The sequence below is a fragment of the Rhodococcus sp. NPDC059968 genome (assembly GCF_042738615.1).
Taxonomy (GTDB): domain Bacteria; phylum Actinomycetota; class Actinomycetes; order Mycobacteriales; family Mycobacteriaceae; genus Rhodococcus_F.
This window is the reverse complement of sequence record NZ_JBHWUE010000053.1, coordinates 49,011-64,602: the sequence shown is the minus strand read 5'-3', so window position 1 is coordinate 64,602 and position 15,592 is coordinate 49,011. Positions and strand designations below refer to the sequence as shown.

Here is a 15,592-nt window from a genome sequence, read left to right as displayed (position 1 = left end):
GTCTACTCGTTCTCGAACACCGCTCTCTGTGTCGTGCGACCGCGATATGCTGGCGTCAGTGCACCGAGAAGGTGATTTCATTGAGTGTGCCACGACACCCGGAAAGCAGTTCCGGGCCGACCGACTCGGATCCGCAGGCTACCAAGCGGATCGTCGTGACCGACATCGTCGCGGAGCTGTCGTCGGAGGGATTCGACGACGCACGCGAGATCGGCCGGGGAGGGTTCGGGGTCGTCTACCGCTGCCTGCAGACAGCGCTCGACCGCACGGTCGCGATCAAGGTGCTGTCCTCCGATCTGGACGGCGAGGACCGCGAACGCTTCCTGCGGGAGCAGCGTGCGATGGGGAAATTGTCGGGGCATCCCCACGTGGTCGACATCCTGCAGTCCGGGGTGACGCGCAGCGGCAGGCCGTACATCGTGATGCCGTACCACTCGCGCAATTCGCTCGACGCCTGGATTCGGCGTGAAGGGCCGCTGCCGTGGAGTGAAACGCTGCGCGTCGGCGTGAAACTGGCGGGCGCACTGGAGACGGCGCACCGGCTCGGCACCCTGCACCGCGACGTCAAACCCGCGAACATCCTGCTCACCGGGTACGGCGAACCGCAGCTCACGGACTTCGGCATCGCGCGCGTCACGGGTGGATTCGAGACCACGTCGAGCATGATCACCGGTTCGCCCGCGTTCACGGCGCCGGAGGTTCTCCGCGGCGACGCGCCGTCCGCGTCTTCCGACGTGTACAGCCTGGGTGCCGCCCTGTTCTGCCTGCTCACCGGGCATGCCGCGTTCGAGCGGCGGAGCGGGGAGCGGCTCGTCGCGCAGTTCCTCCGCATCGCCACGCAACCCGTTCCGGATCTGCGGGGCGAGGACATTCCCGACGACGTGTGCTCGGCCATCGAGCGCGCGATGTCCGAGGAACCGACCGACCGCCCGGCTTCGGCCGCGGAGTTCGGCCAGGAACTGCGCGACATCGAGCGCAGGCACGGGCTCGATGTCGACGAGATGGCGCTCCCCGCCGCGGCCGACGAGTTCCCGCGCACCGAGCACACCTCGACGCCGACCACGCAGTCCTCGACGTCCGGGCACAGTCGCAGCTACCGCCGGCGGTCGGGTGCCACCCCGCCGAGCGCCGCGGCCCGCTTCCGGCCGCCGACCCCGATGCGGTCCCTGGTGGAGCGCACCCGTCTCCTGGATCTGCTCCGGCTGGGTCAGCGGAGGCGGTTGACGCTCATCCACGCACCCGCCGGTTTCGGGAAGAGCACGGTGGCGGCCCAGTGGCGCGACGTGCTCATCGAGGACGGCGCCGCCGTCGCCTGGCTGACGGTGGACAACGACGACAACAACGTCGTGTGGTTCCTGTCCCACCTCGTCGAGGCGATCCGCCGGGCCGAGCCGACCCTGGCGGACGAACTGGGGCAGGCGCTCGACGAGAACGGCGCCGAAGCGGAACGGTATGTGCTGACCTCGCTGGTGAATCAGGTCCACGACAGCAGGCGCCACGTGGTGGTGATGATCGACGACTGGCACCGCGTCACGTCGCCGGACACGATCGCCGCGATGGACTTCATCCTGGAGAACGGCTGCCACCACCTGCAGATGGTGGTGAGCAGCCGAAGCCAGGCAGGACTTCCGCTGGCCAAGATGCGGGTACGTGACGAACTCGTCGAAATCGATTCCGTGGCTTTGCGCTTCGACATCACCGAGTCGCAGCGGTTCCTGGTCGACCTCGGCGGACTGCACCTGGAGGACTCCGACGTGGAGGCGCTGGAGGAGACCACGGACGGGTGGGTGGCGGCGCTGCAACTGGCGTCGCTGTCGCTGCGTGATCGCGCCGACCCCGGCGATCTCATCCGGCACATGTCGGGCCGCCACCACGCGATCGGTGAGTACCTGGCGGAGAACGTGCTCAGCACCCTCGAGCCTGCGCTGCTCGACTTCATGCTGGCCACGTCCGTCACCGAGCGCGTCTGCGGCGACCTCGCCTGCGTGCTGGCGAACGTGACCCGCGGTCAGGCCCTGCTCGAGCAGGTCGAATCGCGCGACCTGTTCCTGCGCAGCCTCGACGAGGACCGGGAGTGGTTCGAGTACCACCACCTGTTCGCCGAGTATCTCCGCCGGCGCCTCGAGCGCGATCATCCGTCGCGCGTGGCGGACCTGCACCGCGCGGCCGCGCACTGGTTCGCCGACCACCACTACGTCAGCGATGCAGTGGATCACGCGTTGGCGGCAGGCGATCGCGACGTGGCCGTCGCGGTGGTCGAGGAGCAGGGAATGTACCTGGTGGAGCACTCGCGGATGGTCGCGCTGCTCGGCCTGGTCGACAAGTTGCCGCGGCCGCTGGTCGAGTCCAGCCCGCGCATCCAGATCGCGGTCGCGTGGGCGAACATCCTGCTGCAACGGGTGGCGCCGACACTGCGGTCGCTCTCGCTGGTCGTGTCGACCCTCGAATCCTCGAAGCTGAGCGACACCGAGCAGGCCGACATCCGCGTGGAGGCCGACATCGTCCGCGCCGTGATCGCGGTGTCGTCCGATCGCATCGCCGGAGTCCCCGACCTCATCGCGGAATGCCTGGCCCGCCCGGAAACCCTACGCGCGTGGGTGGTTTCGGCGGGGTCGAATCTCGCGTCCGCCGTCGCGATCGCCCAATTCGATTTCGTGGAGGCCCGCCGCCTGCAGGAGTGGGCAGCCGGGTACCACCAGCGGACCGTCGGACCGTTCAGTACGATGTACGGGTACTGCTTCGCCGGCATCGCCGCGATGGAACAACTCGACATCACCGCGACCGAGGACAACTTCCGGCTGGCCGTGCAGACCGCGACGAAGTCGGCAGGCACCCATTCACATGCCGCACGACTCGCAGGCGCACTCCTCGGCGAGCTGATGTACGAATTGGGCCATCTCGACGAGGCCGAACGACTCCTCGACGAGAGCTACGAGCTCGGACCCGAGGGCGGCATAGTCGATTTCATGATCGCCCGCTTCGTCACGGGCGCGCGACTGAAGGCCGGCCGTGGCGATCTCGCGTCCGCTGCCCGCCACCTCGACGAGGGTGCGTCCGCGGCGGCGTCGCTGGGACTCCCGCGACTGCGGGCCCGGGTCGAGAACGAGCGGGTCCGGCTCGGCCTGCCCGCGTCGCCCCAGCCTCCAGGCGACGGGAAGGCGACCCGGGAACCCGATTTCGGGTTCGCCGAGATCGTCGCACAGCTCGACGACGCCACGGAGATCCGGAAGCAGTCGGCCGTCGAGCCCGACGTCGCGTGTCGCCGCGCGGAGGAGTGGGTGCGCCGGGTCGAACAGGAGATCCGGCCGAGGGCGGCCATGCAGGCCAATCGCCTGCTCGTCGCGTGCCTGGTCGCGGCGGGCCGGGTCGACGAAGCGAAGCCGGTGCTGGCCTCCGTCGCCGCGACGTGTGCACGAATCGGCTTCGTGCGCTACCTGATCGACGGCGGACCGCGAATGGTGCCCGCGCTGACGGCCCTCCTCGAGGACAGGCGAGCCGGCCGCTGGCAGTCCGACTGGCCGGATGTTCCGGAAGAGTTCCTGGTTGCGGCACTGGAGACCGGGACACCGGTCGAGAGTTAGCGTGCGCTTTCTTGACTAATTCAAGAAACGATGGTGCAGTGTGACCGTGAACACACACGAGGGTGGGACGCGGCCACCACCGCGTCGCGCCCCGTGAGTGTGGTTCGATCCGCGACGTCGACAGTGCCATCGGCGAAGCCTCAAGCCCGACAGCCAGTTCCAGAAAACCCAGAGCGACAGCCAGCAACGAAGGGATCCACTGTGAGCCGAGAGACCACTGCGAACACGAACGACAAGCTCACTACGGCCGTAGGCGCACCCGTTCCCGACAACCAGAACGTCGTGACTGCCGGGCCCCGCGGGCCGCAGTTGCTGCAGGACGTCTGGTTCCTCGAGAAGCTCGCACATTTCGACCGTGAGGTCATTCCGGAACGTCGCATGCACGCCAAGGGTTCCGGCGCCTTCGGAACTTTCACGGTCACGAACGACATCACCCGGTACACCAGCGCGAAGATCTTCTCCGAGGTCGGCAAGAAGACCGAGCTGTTCGCCCGCTTCTCCACTGTTGCCGGTGAGCGCGGCGCCGCCGATGCCGAGCGTGACATCCGCGGTTTCGCGGTCAAGTTCTATACCGAGGAGGGCAACTGGGACCTGGTCGGTAACAACACCCCGGTCTTCTTCTTCCGCGACCCGCTGAAGTTCCCCGACCTCAACCACGCCGTCAAGCGTGACCCCCGCACGAATCTGCGTAGCCCTGACAACAATTGGGACTTCTGGACGTCGCTGCCCGAGTCGCTGCACCAGGTCACCATCGTGATGAGCGACCGCGGCATCCCCTCGTCGTACCGGCACATGCACGGATTCGGTTCGCACACCTTCAGTTTCATCAACGCCGCGGGCGAACGCTTCTGGGTGAAATTCCACCACCGCGTGCAGCAGGGTGTCGAGAACCTCACCGACGCCGAGGCCGAGGCCCTGGTCGGCGCCGACCGCGAGAGCCACCAGCGCGACCTCTTCGACGCCATCGAGGCCGGCAATTTCCCGAAGTGGAAGCTGTGCGTGCAGATCATGCCCGAGGCCGACGCCGACACGGTCCCCTACCACCCGTTCGACCTGACGAAGGTGTGGCCGAAGGCCGATTACCCGCTGATCGAGGTCGGCGAATGGGAGCTCAACCGCAACCCCGACAACTACTTCGCCGAGGTCGAGCAGGCCGCGTTCAACCCGGCGCACGTCGTGCCCGGCATCAGCTTCTCCCCGGACAAGATGCTCCAGGGCCGGTTGTTCTCCTACGGTGACGCGCAGCGCTACCGCCTCGGGGTGAACAACTACCAGATCCCGGTCAACGCGGCTCGTTGCCCGGTGAGCAACTTCCACCGTGACGGTGCCATGCGGGTCGACGGCAACAACGGTGGCACCCTGCACTACGAGCCGAACAGCTACGGCAAGTGGCAGGAGCAGAGCCGGTACCGCGACCCCGCGCAGGCAGTGGGCGCGTTCGCAGACCGGTTCAACTTCCGCGAGGACGACGACGACTACTTCTCGCAGCCGCGCGTGTTGTTCAACAACATGAGCGACGAGCAGAAGCAGGTGTTGTTCGAGAACACCGCGCGGGCCATCAACGGCGCGTCGCAGCAGGTCGTGCAGCGGCACATCGACAACTGCACGCAGTGCGATCCCGCCTACGGTGAGGGCGTCGCGAAGGCGATCTCCGCGCTGGGCTGAGGGAACACCGGGTCCGCCCGGTCCGGGATACCCCGGACCGGGCGGACTCTTCTGCCACGAACAGGGACCGCCGCGGCATATCGTGGACTTCCGGACTCTTTCGTGGGAGGACTGATGACCGATCCGTCGCCGCAGGACGGCACCCCCCGTTTCAGCGGTCTGCGTGCCCTGTTCGTCAACTGCACCCTGAAGCGGTCTCCCAAAGTGAGCAACACCCAGGGGCTGATCGACCGCAGTGTCGGGCTGATGGAAAAGGAAGGTGTCTCGGTCGACCAGATTCGGGCGGTGGACCACGACATCGCGACCGGCGTCTATCCGGACATGACCGAGCACGGGTGGCCGAGCGACGAATGGCCCCCACTGTTTCAGCGAGTGCTGGACGCCGACATCCTGGTGCTGGCCGGTCCGATCTGGCTCGGCGACAACGGTTCCGTCACGAAGCAGGTGATCGAGCGGCTGTACGGTTGCTCGTCGATTCTCAACGACCACGGCCAGTACGCGTACTACGGGCGTGCCGGGGGTTGCCTGATCACCGGCAACGAGGACGGTGTCAAGCATTGCGCGATGAACATCCTCTACAGCCTCCAGCATCTCGGATACGTGATCCCACCGCAGGCGGACGCCGGATGGATCGGTGAGGCCGGCCCGGGCCCGTCGTATCTCGACGAAGGGTCGGGCGGCCCGGAGAACGATTTCACCAACCGCAACACCACGTTCATGACGTACAACCTGATGCATGTCGCCGCGATGTTGAAGAAGGCCGGCGGGTTCCCCGCGTACGGGAATCAACGTTCGGAGTGGGACGCGGGTTGCCGCCCCGACTTCGCCAACCCGGACTACCGCTGATCCGTCCCACCCGAGAGGGAAGTCATGTGCCGATTGTTCGGGTTGTCCGCCGCCCCTCACCGCGTCCGCGCGTCGTTCTGGCTGCTGGACGCCCCGGACAGCCTGGCGCAGCAGAGTCACCGCGAGCCGGACGGCACGGGACTCGGCACGTTCGCGGAGGACGGAACTCCGGTGGTGGAGAAGCAACCGCTCGCGGCGTACGAGGACAAGGAGTTCGCGCAGGAGGCGAAGCATCGCTATTCGGCCACGTTCGTCGCGCACATCCGTTTCGCGACCACGGGTGAACTGCTTCCCCAGAACACCCATCCGTTCGCCCAGGACGGTCGCGTGTTCGCCCACAACGGCGTGGTCGAGGACCTGCCGAAGCTCGAGGCGGAACTGGGCTCCGACCTCGCACTCGTTCACGGTGACACCGACTCGGAACGCGTCTTCGCCCTCGTCACCAGTCACATCGGCAGGAACGGCGGCGACGTCACGGCCGGCATCACCTCGGCCGCCCGATGGCTGGCGGACACCGTGCCGATCTACGCGCTCAACATCCTGCTGACCACACCCGGCGAATTGTGGGCGCTACGGTACCCGGACACCCACGACCTGCTCTTCCTCGAACGTCGCGCGGGTGGTCCGAGCGGTGGTCGCCACCTCCAGCACGCGAGCACTCCCGGCCGAATCCGTGCCAGGTCCGAGCATCTCGCCGAGCATCCGGCGGTCGTCGTCGCCAGTGAACAGATGGACGAGGATCCCGGCTGGACGCCGCTCCAACCGGGCGAACTGCTTCACGTCGACCGCGACCTCACCGTCACACGGGAGGTGATCGTCGACCGCCCACCGCGTTACCCGATCCGCCTCGCCGACCTCAATGCCCGCGCCGCAGCCGCGCAGACCGAGAAGTAGCCAACCCCGGTCAGAACTCGATCCGCACGTGCTCGCTGACGGGACGTGCCTGGCACGCGAGGACGTAGCCGCTCGCGATGTCCTCGGGATCGAGGATCGACGCGTTGTCCATGTCCACTTCTCCCTCGACCACCGTGCATGCGCAGGAACCGCATTCGCCCTCGCGGCACGAGTAGGGGACGTCGAGGCCCCGGGAGAGCATGACGTCGACCAGCGTCGCCTGGCGGGGCCAGCTCAGGTTGTGCTCTTCGCCGTCGAGTTGCACCTCGACCGTCGACGCCGCTCCCGCTCCCGTGTCCGGCAGTTCCTCGACCACGACGTCCGCGAACGGATCCCCGGACAGGGAGGTGAACACCTCGGCGTGCACGCGGTCGCGCGGGACGCCGGCGAGTGCGAGCGACTCGTGGATCGCGTCCATGAAGGGACGCGGTCCGCAGAGGTAGGCGCGGTGGTCCCGGAACCGGTCCGACAGATTCGCGAGTTGCCGCGGTGTCGGCAGGCCCTGCACGCTCTCAAGCCAGTGCACGACGGTCAGCCGGTGTTCGTGGCGCGCCGCGAGTTCCCGCAACTCGTCGGCGAAGATGACCGATTTCTCGTCCCGGTTCGCGTACACGAGAACGACTTTCCCGCTGCCCTCGCTGAGCGCCGACTTGAGGATCGACATCACCGGGGTGATTCCGCTGCCCGCGGCGAACAGGATCAGGTCTTCGTCCAGGCTGGCCGGAGTGAACACGCCCGCGGGAGGCAGAACCTCGATGCGGTCGCCGACGCCGACGTTGTCACACAACCAGTGCGAACCGTACCCGCCTGCGGTGCGTTTGATCGTCACCTTCGGCAGGTCGTCGGTGAACGGCGAACTGGCCAGCGAGTAGCACCGGGCGACGGACCCCGTCCGGTCGCTCGGGATGCGCAGCGTCAGGAACTGACCTGGCTTGTAGGCGAATTCGTGCCGACGCTCGTCGGGGACGTCGAACACCAGCGACCGGGCGTCGGACGTCTCCTCCACGACAGCGGCCACGGTGACCACTACTGATCGCGAACTGCGTGGTGTTTCAACGGTCGTCATCGCGACGGTGCCCTCTCGCTACGGTAATTCGATCCTGCCGAAACTAGTGCAGATCGACGGCGGCGTCCGCAGCTCTTCCCGCTGTGCGGGACCCGGATCATCGTCGTCAGCCCCAACGGGACTGCCCGCCGTCAGCCCCAACGGGACTGCCCGCCGTCAGCCCCAACGGGACTGCCCGCCGTCCAGGGGGATGGTCGCGCCGGTGAGGTAGCCGGCGTCCTCGCTCACGAGGAACACGACGGCGCGCCCGATGTCGGTCTCGGCGTCGCCGACGCGTCCGAGTGGGATGCCCGCCACGAACTCTGCCGCCTCGTCCGGATTCCGCTCCATCCACCGCTCGAGGGCCGGACTCTTCGCGTGCGGGGCCACGGACAGCACCCGGATGCCGTCCCGCCCCCACTCGCACGCCGCCGACCTGGTCAGCGCACGCATTCCCTCCTTGATCGAACCGTAGGCGCCGTAGTTGCTCGCGTCCCAGCGCACGGCCGCCGACGTGACGAGGTTGACGATCACGCCGCCGCCGCGCGACTTCATGTGCGGGTGGCACGACTGCATCATGCGCAGCGTCGCGAGCGGTCCCGTCGCGAACGACCGCTCGTATTCCTCGTCGATCACCGACAGGATCGGTCCCGGCGTGCAGTCGTTGGCGTTGTTGACCAGGATGTCGACGCCGCCGAACACGTCCACGGTCCGCTCGACGGCGGACGCGATGTCCGCGCGCCTGCTGACGTCGCACACCACCGGTTCGCTGTGGGCGCCGAGTTCGGTGAGTCGCTCGCACGTGCCGTGCAGTTTCGATTCGGTCCGTCCGGCGACGGCGATCGCCGCGCCCTCCCCGGCGAGGGCCAGGGCGATTCCCTGCCCGATCCCCTGTCCCGCACCCGTGATCAGCGCGACCTTGCCGTCGAGTTTGCCCATGTCCACTCCCGTTCCCCTACTATCGAACCAAGCATTTGCTTGTTTTCGGTCCTCGTGCCGATTCCCCCGATCTCATTCGAGCGCCAGGAATCCTCGCGCTCCCTCACTCCGAAGGTCTCCCGTGACAATCCCCCATCCTCTCGATTTCAGTGGCCGCACCGTCGTCGTGACCGGCGGAACCAAGGGCATCGGTTTCGTCGTCGCCGAATCGTTTCTCGCCGCGGGTGCGAACGTGCTCGTCTGCGGTCGCTCCACACCGGACACCCTGCCGGCGCACGGTGATCGCACCGCCGTGTTCCGCGCGACCGACGTCCGCGACCACGCCGACGCCGCCGCACTGATCGACGACGCCGTCGCGCGGTACGGCCGCCTCGACGTCCTCGTCAACAACGCGGGCGGTTCGCCCGACACCGACGCGGCCACCGTCTCACCGCGTTTCGTCGAGAAGATCGTCGCGCTGAATCTGCTGGCACCCTTCACCGTCGCCCAGGCCGCCAACGCGGTGATGCAGCAGCAGTCCGACGGCGGTGCCATCGTCAACATCGGCAGCGTCTCCGCCCACGATCCGCAACCCGGCACCGCCACGTACAGCGCAGCGAAGGCCGGCCTGCTGGTGCTGACGAAAGCGCTTGCGCTCGAATGGGCTCCGAAGGTCCGGATCAACCACATCACCACGGGTCTCATCCGCACCGAGAGCGCGGCGTCCGTCTACGGTGACGACGGCGGCGCCGCCGTCACCCGAACCCTGCCGATGGGGCGGATGGCTGTGCCGTCCGACATCGCGGACGCCTGCCTGTTCCTGGCGAGCACGCAGGCGTCGTACGTGAACGGCGCCGATCTCGCCGTCCACGGCGGCGGCGAATACCCCGCGCGGTACCTCGCGACCCACCCCTGACCTCCTCGCCGAATGTCACATCGGTTCAGTTCATCTGCACCGATGTGACATTCGGCGACGGCGGGCGAACGTGCGGTCAGCCGAACGCGGCGCGGGCGCCGGCGATGAGCGGCCGATCGCCCTGGACGAGTTCGAACGACGCGCCACCCGCATCGCCCCAGGCTCGCAACGTCGGTGCGTCGCCCGGATACACCGGCGCGGCGAACCGTCCCTCCAGCCGGACGAGGTCGGCCGGGTGGACGTCCAGCGCTCGCGCGAGTTCCAGCGTGCTCGCGGCGAGGGTGCACAGCCCGTGCATGATCGGCCTGGGCTGCCCGATCCGCTCGGCCGCCGCCGGGTCGATGTGGATGTGATGCCGGTCGCCGGTCAGCCGGTACAGGGCCGCCTGGTTCTCCGCTGTCTGCAGAACAGCCTCCACGGCCGGTTCGCCCTCGGACCGAGACGGTTTCGCGGGGCCTCGATCGCCACCGAAACCGCCGGCACCGGGCGCGAACAGCGACCAGGTGGCGACGAAGAACTCGGACTCGACGCGCACCTCGAACACCGCTGCCGAGCCCTTGTCCCACACCTCGCCGACCGACGCCGACAACGCGATCTCGCCGCGACACGGTAGCGGCGCGAACACCGTCAGTTCCTGCGATCCGTGCAGTGCCGTCTTCGTGTCGAAAGCGCCCCGCGACCCCAGTTCGTCCGGCGCCCACTGGGCGAGGGTGAGCGCGAACGTGGGCAACACGCGCAGACGCTCCTCGAAGACGAGGTCCAATTCGGTGGCCCGTGCACCCACCGACAGTGCGTACAGGATGGCGTCGCGCTCGTCGTAACTCACGGTGCGGGTGCCGAGGTCCTCGCCTCGCCACGCTCCTGCCGTCGTGCGCTCGGTTGTCGTCATGATCAGTCCTCTCTGCCCAGGATCAGGCCGCTGGTGGGCACGGCGGTGCCCGCGGTCACCAGCACGTTGCCGATGCCGTCCGGTTGTGTGGTCGACGTGCCGCGGATCAGGCGTACCGCCTCGGCGATGCCGTTGACGCCGTGCAGATAGGCCTCGCCGATCTGCCCGCCGTGGGTGTTCGCCGGGAGGCGGCCGCCGACCTCGAGGTGTCCGTCCCGGATGAAGTCCTTCGCCTCGCCGGGGTCGCAGAAACCCAGTTCCTCGAGTTGCGGCAGGACCAGCGGGGTGAAGTGGTCGTAGAGGATCGCCGACGAGATGTCGTCCGGCGCGAGACCGCTCTGCCCATAGAGTTGCCTGCCCACGAGGCCCATCTCGGGGATCCCGGTGATGTCGGGCCGGTAGTAGCTGGCCATCATGTGCTGGTCCTTGCCGGAGCCCTGCGCGGCGGCCTTGACGATCGCCGGGGTGGTGCGGAGGTCCTTGGCGCGTTCGGCGGAGACGACGACGAGGGCCTGACCGCCGTCGGTTTCCTGGCAGCAGTCCAGGAGGTGCAGCGGTTCGGCGATCCACCGCGACTGCTGGTGGTCGTCGAGGGTGATGGGCCGCCCGTGGAACCAGGCGGCGGGGTTGTCGGCGGCGTGCTTGCGTGCGACGACCGCGACCCGGCCGAAGTCCTCACTCGTGGCGCCGTACCGATGCATGTACCGGCGGGCGAACATCGCCACCCACTGGGCGGGCGTCGACAGTCCCTGCGGGGTCAGCCAGGCGTACGCCGCCCGGTCCGCGGTGCTGTCCATCGGGCGGTCGTGCTGCCCGAGTCCGTAACGCACACCGGACCGTTCGTTGAACGCGCGGTAGCAGACGACGACGTCCGCGATGCCCGTCGCCACGGCCATGGCCGCCTGCTGGACCGTGGCGCACGCGGCGCCGCCGCCGTACCCGATGCGGGAGAAGAACTTCAGCTCGCCGATGCCCGCGTTGCGGGCGACCAGCACCTCCCCGTTCGTCTCGGCGGTGTACGTGGACAGTCCGTCGACCTCGGACGGGTCGATGCCCGCGTCGGCGAGCGCGGCGACGATTGCCTCGCACGCCAGTTGCAGTTCGCTTCGTCCCGAGTGCTTGGAGAATTCGGTGGCTCCGATGCCGACGATGGCGGCGGCGCCCGACAGGGGGCTGGTCACAGGTCTCCTCGTGCAGGCCAGGCGACGACGACGGTGCCGGTGGCGTGATCACCGAGGCTGTTCGCGCCGCGGATCTTCACGGTGACGAGGTCGCCGTCCTTCGCGACCACCTCACCGGTCAGGGTCATCTCGTCGCCGGGGTAGTTGGAGGCACCGAGCCGCACCGCGATCCGGCGCAGCGACACGTGCGGGCCCGCCCAGTCGGTGACGAACCTTCCCACCAGCCCGTTGGTGGTGAGGATGTTCATGAACACGTCCTTCGACCCCCGCTCCACCGCGCGGGCCGGGTCGTGGTGAACGTCCTGGAAGTCGCGGGTGGCGAGGGCGGTGGCGACGATCAGGGTGCGGGTCAGCGGAATCACCAGCTCCGGCAGCCGATCGCCGATCGTGACGGACTCGTAGGTCGTGGCGCCGACGGTCGCGGTCATGCGACCACCTCGACCCCGGCCGCCAGCTGCGCGCCCAGACGTGCCAGGTCGGAGCCGGCACCGCCGAGTGTGGCGGCGAGCTGTTTGCCCCACAGCAGGTGCCGGTGCACCGGGTAGTCGGTGTCGACGCCGATTCCGCCGTGCACGTGCTGCGTGCGGTGAACGACCCGCTGCCCGCCGTCGGTCGCCCACCATTTCGCGACCAGCACAGCGGTTCCCGGATCTTCCCCGCTCGCGAGGAGCCAGACGGCCTGCCACAGCGTCACCCGCATGGCCTCGAGGTCGATATAGCAGTCCGCGAGCTGGTGGGTGACGGCCTGGAACGTCGCGAGCGGGCGACCGAACTGGGAGCGTCCGTTGAGGTACGTGACGGCCTGACTCACCGCACCTTCCCCCACGCCCAGTTGCAGAGCGGCGACGGCCAGTTCCACCCGTTCGAGCAGCCACCGCACCGCGGTACCGTCCGCCGGGCCGATCGGTTCCGCGGGGGCCTCGGCGAACGTGACGTTCGCGCAGATCTCGTGGGTGGTCGACTCCGCCTGCTGCGCAGTCACGCCCGCGGTCCCCGGATCCACCAGGAACAGCGCTGGACCGCTGTCGGTGGTCGCGGAGACCAGGAGGCGTTCGGCGAGGTTGGCCACCGGCACTGCGGCCTTGGCGCCGTGCACCTGCCACCGGCCGTCCACCTCGCGTGCCGTCGTCGCCGGTTCGCCCGCGACGTACGGTCCGAACTCCTCGAGTCCGACGGTGACGATCAGGCTGCCGTCGGCAGCCGCGGGGACCAGCGCGTCCCGTTGGTCCGGCGTCCCGAACTCGGCGATCGCGAGCGCGCCGAGGACGTGCGGCCACACCGGAACCGGCGCCACGGTCCGGCCCTGCTCCTCGAGCAGGACGTACAGTTCGGCGAGTCCCATGCCGCCGCCACCGAGGTTCTCGGGCAGGGCGATGCCGAGCAGACCCGTGGTCGCCAGTTCGCGCCACAGTTCCCGGTCGATCCTGTCGGCGCTCGACTCGACGTCCTTGATCCGCTCGGGTCGCGACTTGGCAGCGAACACGTCCGCGGCCAGTCCGCGCACCGCTTCCTGCTCCTCGCTGAAGGTGAAATCCATCAGTGGTCCTCCGATGCCGGACGGAATACGGGAAGGGTGAGCTCCGGGTCGGCGTCGATCCAGTCCAGTACCACCGGCATTCCGATGCGCACGTGGTCGGGTTCGACTCCCGTCATGTTGGCGATCAGGCGGGTGCCCTCCTCGAGTTCGATCACCGCGACGATCAGTGGGTAGTCGAAGGCGTCGATCTTCGGGTGGTGATTGACGACGAACGTGTAGACGGTGCCCCGCCCCGACGCGTCGACGGTGTCCCACTCGGTGGAGCGGCACTCCCCGCACATCGGTCCGGTCGGGTGCCGCAGCACACCGCAGCTCACGCACCGCTGAATGACGAGGCGGTGCTCGCGTGCGGCCGCGAACCAGAACGCGTTGTCGTCGTCGAGGGCGGGCCTCGGGCGCAGCGGGCGCGTGGCCGTGCGCTCGGCGGGCCGGAAGCGGAGTGTCCGCCACCGCTGGGTGCCGACGATCTCGCCGTCGCCGTTGCAGTACGTCTTGAGGGTGGTGACGAAATGTCCTGCGCCGAGACCGGTCTGCTTCTCCTCGGACACGGACTCGACCACCTCGGTCGTGCTCACCCGGTCGCCGAGGCGCAGTTCGGCGAAGAATTCCTGGTCCGAATCCGTGGCGACGACAGACGTGAATCCCGCCTCGTCGAGTGTGGCGATCAGTTCCGTCCAGACGGGTGACGGGTCGGCGCCGGACATCTTGTCGGCGTACGTGCGCATCGTCCACACCTGCAGCATCTGGGCGGGTGCCACCGCGCCGCCGCGGCCGGTGGCGCGCGCGGCGTCGTCGTCGAGGTAGACGGGGCTCGTGTCACCCATCGTCTCGACCCAGTGCCGGATCATCGGAGTGTTCACCGGGTCGGGACCCCAGGTGGCCGGGACGATCGTCCGTCCCTCGAAAGCGCGCAGCCGGGTGAGGAGTTCGCTCATTTCACCCTCTTCTCGCGGACGAGTCCGAGGCCGAGGGTGCCGACCATGTCGCGGAGCACCTCGTTGACGCCGCCGCCGAACGTGTTCACCACGCTTTGACGGGAGATCTGTTCGATCTGGCCGGCGAGGATCGCGCCCGGCGAGCCCGGACGCAGCCGTCCGGCGGCACCGAGGATCCCGAGCAGCGTGCGGTAGACGTCGACGTGGGTTTCGGTGCCGAACGTCTTGGTGGCGCCGGCATCGGCACCCGACAACGCATCCCGCGCGACCGCGGCGGTCATCTTCCAGTTCAGCAGTCGCATCGCCTCGAGCTTCGCGTGAGTGCGCGCGAAGTCCATCTGCACCCACGGGATGTCGAGTGCACCGTTCTGCCCGGCCCAGTCGAGGACCTGGTGCCACAGGCCGAGCGCCCGTCCACCCAGCGCGGCGAGCCCGATGCGTTCGTGATTGAGCTGCGCGGTGATCAGCTGCCACCCGCCGTCGACGTCGCCCACGACGTCCTGATCGCCGACCCGGATCCCGCTGTAGTAGGTCGACGTGACCGTCAGCCCACCCACGGTGTGGATCGGCGACCAGCCGAAACCGGGATCGTCGGTGGGCACGATGAGGATCGAGATGCCCTTGTGCTTGGGCGCGTGCGCATCGGTGCGGCACGCCAGCCACACGTAGTCGGCCGTGTTGGCGCCACTGGTGAAGATCTTGTTGCCGTCGACCACCCAGGTGTCCCCGTCGCGCACCGCCCGGGTCTGCAGCGAGGCGAGGTCGGTGCCGGCTTCCGGTTCGGTGTAACCGATGGCGAAGACGATGTCGCCGGCCAGGATGCCGGGAAGGAACCGCGCCTTCTGCTCCTCGGTGCCGTACTTCATCAGGGTGGGTCCGACGGTGTTGACGGTGACGAACGGGAACGGCAGTCCGGCCCGTTGCACCTCGTCGAAGAACACGAACTGGTCGTCGATCGACCGTCCCTGCCCGCCGTACTCCACCGGCCAGCCGACACCCAGCCAGCCGTCCTTGCCCAGGAGTCGCACGATGTCGCGGAAGTGCTCTCCGCCCACACCCTCCTCACCCGCGATCCGCCGCGTCGCCTCCGGCAGCAGCGCCGCGAAGTAGGCGCGCAACTCCCGCCGGAGTTCCCGTTGCCCGGGCGATTCCCTCACATCCATCGGCGTCCTCCTCGAGCCTGTG

Annotated in this window: 13 protein-coding genes; 5 read left to right on the top strand and 8 right to left on the bottom strand. The window is 68.4% G+C overall.

The window, feature by feature from the left end; translation table 11 throughout:
• The first annotated feature begins 86 nt into the window (after positions 1-86).
• The 4 genes from ACFWAY_RS33355 to ACFWAY_RS33340 all read left to right on the top strand — a co-directional run bounded on the left by ACFWAY_RS33355 (position 87) and on the right by ACFWAY_RS33340 (position 6,986).
• Positions 87-3,581 carry a protein kinase gene (locus tag ACFWAY_RS33355; RefSeq protein WP_378513566.1) on the top strand — a complete coding sequence of 1,165 codons (3,495 nt, stop codon included), beginning with the start codon at positions 87-89 and terminating at the stop codon, positions 3,579-3,581.
• 201 nt (positions 3,582-3,782) lie between these two features.
• Positions 3,783-5,246, top strand: coding sequence for a catalase (locus tag ACFWAY_RS33350; RefSeq protein WP_378513553.1), 1,464 nt, complete (start codon positions 3,783-3,785; stop codon positions 5,244-5,246).
• Positions 5,247-5,360: 114 nt separating this feature from the next.
• Positions 5,361-6,092 carry a flavodoxin family protein gene (locus tag ACFWAY_RS33345; RefSeq protein WP_378513552.1) on the top strand — a complete coding sequence of 244 codons (732 nt, stop codon included), beginning with the start codon at positions 5,361-5,363 and terminating at the stop codon, positions 6,090-6,092.
• Positions 6,093-6,116: 24 nt separating this feature from the next.
• Complete coding sequence (locus ACFWAY_RS33340; RefSeq protein WP_378513551.1) at positions 6,117-6,986, top strand: class II glutamine amidotransferase; 870 nt, start codon at positions 6,117-6,119, stop codon at positions 6,984-6,986.
• Positions 6,987-6,996: 10 nt separating this feature from the next.
• Here ACFWAY_RS33340 and ACFWAY_RS33335 read toward each other — a convergent pair whose 3' ends face one another.
• Entirely contained in the window at positions 6,997-8,052 is a 1,056-nt protein-coding gene (locus tag ACFWAY_RS33335) for a 2Fe-2S iron-sulfur cluster-binding protein (RefSeq protein WP_378513550.1), read from the bottom strand.
• Positions 8,053-8,208: 156 nt separating this feature from the next.
• Positions 8,209-8,970: an SDR family NAD(P)-dependent oxidoreductase gene (locus tag ACFWAY_RS33330; protein ID WP_378513549.1), complete on the bottom strand. Its 762-nt coding sequence runs from the start codon at positions 8,968-8,970 to the stop codon at positions 8,209-8,211.
• A 121-nt stretch (positions 8,971-9,091) separates the two neighbouring features.
• Between ACFWAY_RS33330 and ACFWAY_RS33325 the strand changes: the two genes are divergently transcribed.
• Positions 9,092-9,865 (top strand): SDR family oxidoreductase, encoded by a 774-nt coding sequence (locus tag ACFWAY_RS33325; RefSeq protein ID WP_378513548.1) that lies wholly within the window; start codon positions 9,092-9,094, stop codon positions 9,863-9,865.
• 76 nt (positions 9,866-9,941) lie between these two features.
• Here the strand turns inward: ACFWAY_RS33325 and ACFWAY_RS33320 are convergent, their stop codons facing one another.
• Genes ACFWAY_RS33320 through ACFWAY_RS33295 form a run of 6 tightly spaced genes read right to left on the bottom strand, consistent with a single transcriptional unit; the run spans position 9,942 to position 15,570 of the window.
• Positions 9,942-10,754 (bottom strand): MaoC/PaaZ C-terminal domain-containing protein, encoded by an 813-nt coding sequence (locus ACFWAY_RS33320; RefSeq protein ID WP_378513547.1) that lies wholly within the window; start codon positions 10,752-10,754, stop codon positions 9,942-9,944.
• A gap of 2 nt (positions 10,755-10,756) precedes the next feature.
• Complete coding sequence (locus ACFWAY_RS33315; protein ID WP_378513546.1) at positions 10,757-11,935, bottom strand: lipid-transfer protein; 1,179 nt, start codon at positions 11,933-11,935, stop codon at positions 10,757-10,759.
• On the bottom strand, positions 11,932-12,363 hold the full coding sequence (locus tag ACFWAY_RS33310) for a MaoC family dehydratase (RefSeq protein ID WP_378451683.1): 432 nt from the start codon (positions 12,361-12,363) through the stop codon (positions 11,932-11,934). The genes ACFWAY_RS33315 and ACFWAY_RS33310 overlap by 4 nt, the downstream gene beginning before the upstream one ends.
• Entirely contained in the window at positions 12,360-13,472 is a 1,113-nt protein-coding gene (locus tag ACFWAY_RS33305) for an acyl-CoA dehydrogenase family protein (RefSeq protein ID WP_378513545.1), read from the bottom strand. The genes ACFWAY_RS33310 and ACFWAY_RS33305 overlap by 4 nt, the downstream gene beginning before the upstream one ends.
• Positions 13,472-14,407, bottom strand: coding sequence for a bifunctional MaoC family dehydratase N-terminal/OB-fold nucleic acid binding domain-containing protein (locus tag ACFWAY_RS33300; RefSeq protein ID WP_378513544.1), 936 nt, complete (start codon positions 14,405-14,407; stop codon positions 13,472-13,474). Before ACFWAY_RS33300 ends, ACFWAY_RS33305 begins: the two co-directional genes overlap by 1 nt.
• On the bottom strand, positions 14,404-15,570 hold the full coding sequence (locus ACFWAY_RS33295; protein ID WP_378513543.1) for an acyl-CoA dehydrogenase family protein: 1,167 nt from the start codon (positions 15,568-15,570) through the stop codon (positions 14,404-14,406). Before ACFWAY_RS33295 ends, ACFWAY_RS33300 begins: the two co-directional genes overlap by 4 nt.
• Positions 15,571-15,592: the final 22 nt, after the last annotated feature.

Excerpts from the sequence above, each read along its gene's own strand:
- ACFWAY_RS33345 (WP_378513552.1), top strand. The coding sequence starts at position 5,361 with ATGACCGATCCGTCGCCGCAGGACGGCACCCCCCGTTTCAGCGGTCTG.
- ACFWAY_RS33330 (WP_378513549.1), bottom strand. The coding sequence starts at position 8,970 with ATGGGCAAACTCGACGGCAAGGTCGCGCTGATCACGGGTGCGGGACAG.
- ACFWAY_RS33320 (WP_378513547.1), bottom strand. The coding sequence starts at position 10,754 with ATGACGACAACCGAGCGCACGACGGCAGGAGCGTGGCGAGGCGAGGAC.
- ACFWAY_RS33295 (WP_378513543.1), bottom strand. The coding sequence starts at position 15,570 with ATGGATGTGAGGGAATCGCCCGGGCAACGGGAACTCCGGCGGGAGTTG.
- ACFWAY_RS33340 (WP_378513551.1), top strand. The coding sequence starts at position 6,117 with ATGTGCCGATTGTTCGGGTTGTCCGCCGCCCCTCACCGCGTCCGCGCG.
- ACFWAY_RS33300 (WP_378513544.1), bottom strand. The coding sequence starts at position 14,407 with ATGAGCGAACTCCTCACCCGGCTGCGCGCTTTCGAGGGACGGACGATC.
- ACFWAY_RS33310 (WP_378451683.1), bottom strand. The coding sequence starts at position 12,363 with ATGACCGCGACCGTCGGCGCCACGACCTACGAGTCCGTCACGATCGGC.
- ACFWAY_RS33305 (WP_378513545.1), bottom strand. The coding sequence starts at position 13,472 with ATGGATTTCACCTTCAGCGAGGAGCAGGAAGCGGTGCGCGGACTGGCC.
- ACFWAY_RS33335 (WP_378513550.1), bottom strand. The coding sequence starts at position 8,052 with ATGACGACCGTTGAAACACCACGCAGTTCGCGATCAGTAGTGGTCACC.